Origin of the sequence: Flavobacterium sp. SOK18b (assembly GCF_014156605.1) — a bacterium.
GTDB classification, from domain to species: domain Bacteria; phylum Bacteroidota; class Bacteroidia; order Flavobacteriales; family Flavobacteriaceae; genus Flavobacterium; species Flavobacterium tiangeerense.
Map to the genome: position 1 here is coordinate 1 of NZ_QKNZ01000098.1, position 1,487 is coordinate 1,487.

Here is a 1,487-nt window from a genome sequence, read left to right on the forward strand (position 1 = left end):
TGATTTATATACCGAAGACGAAGAGCTAGAATTTGTAAAAGCGTTTCGTGAAATTATCCGGTTAAAAAACATAATTGCATCATTTGTAGATTTTACTTTTGACGATATTGTTTTAGGAGAACAAGAATTTGATAACTATAAATCGAAATACTTGGAGTTATCTGATAAAGGTAAAAAAGAAAAAACCTCCATACTTAACGAAGTCGATTTTGAACTAGAATTGATTCATCGTGATGATATTACAGTAACCTATATTTTAGGATTATTAGCCAAGTTAAAAGCAACAAACCCAGAGGAAAAAGAACGCAGACAAAAAGAAATACTAGATATCGTTGCAGGAGATGTCAAACTGCGCAGCAAACGCGAATTGATAGAACGTTTCATTGAAGAAAACTTGCCATTACTTGAAGATGCTTCAATAGAGGAAGGTTATGCAGCATTTATGATCGAAGAACAGCAAAAAGCCTTCAATCAATTTGTACAAGATGAAAAGATAAATGCGGACAAGCTAAAAAAACTAACAGAAGATTATTTATTCACCCAAAGAATCCCCACCAAACAAGAAGTAGTGGAAGTATTAGAACATCAACCCTCTATTTTACAAAGATCAAAAGTAGGTGATACTATTCTAAATAAATTTCTTACTTTTATCGACACGTTTTTTAATGATTAATATTTAATTTGATTGTGTAAAATAAAAATTTATGACAGTAGTAAATATAGTATTTCACCATATAATAAAAGAACTAAAAGGAAAAGCATCTTTAAAATGCTCTGATAAGTTGTTACCCATTAATGCAACTGTCAATGAATTTGTAACAAAATTAATTAAAAACTACAGTTCAAAAAATCCAACTCAAGGAACTTTTCAAGACGATCCTGATAATTATCCATTTCAAAAAAAGGTTGAATCTTATCTAAATGATGGAGATTTCTTGGCTTTTACTCAAGAATCAATGAAAATTCTGGAAAGAGCGATAGATATACCAACAACAACAGGAGGATATGTCGTTTTTGTGCATTATACTGAGAAAAATGTTGATTTTTTGATTACAGCAATGCTTGATAAAGCTGCACAATTCACAGTGGATGACGAAAATTTAGATATTGAAAAATTGATGACTCTTGATGTTGAAAAATTAGCCAGAGCTAATAGATTAAATATTAAAAGATGGCAAGATAAAGATATTTTATACCTATCGTTTATTAAAGGAACAAGAGCAGTTTCCAATTACTTTATTAAATTTATTGGCTCTACTGACATTACTTCTTCAAAAGAAAATTTTGATAAGCTAAAGGATGCTACAAATAGATATTTTATTGAAAAAAATATAAAAGCATTAGAAAAAGATAAAATTAAAGACAAATTTAAAGCCTATTTCGATGTTTGTTTTGATCAAAAAAAAGATGCTGAATTAGAGTCTATTTCCTCTCTTATTAATGACCAAGAACCAAAGGCTTTTTTAGATTTCATAAAAGAAAAAGAA

The 1,487-nt window shown here is 29.1% G+C and carries 1 protein-coding gene and 1 pseudogene; both read left to right on the forward strand.

The window, feature by feature from the left end:
• Nucleotides 1-673: pseudogene (locus DNC80_RS13410) on the forward strand (type I restriction endonuclease subunit R); the annotation flags it as partial.
• Between the two features lie 31 nt (nucleotides 674-704).
• Nucleotides 705-1,487 (forward strand): nucleoid-associated protein (locus tag DNC80_RS13415; RefSeq protein WP_182651648.1); only part of this gene is annotated, 783 nt, incomplete at its 3' end.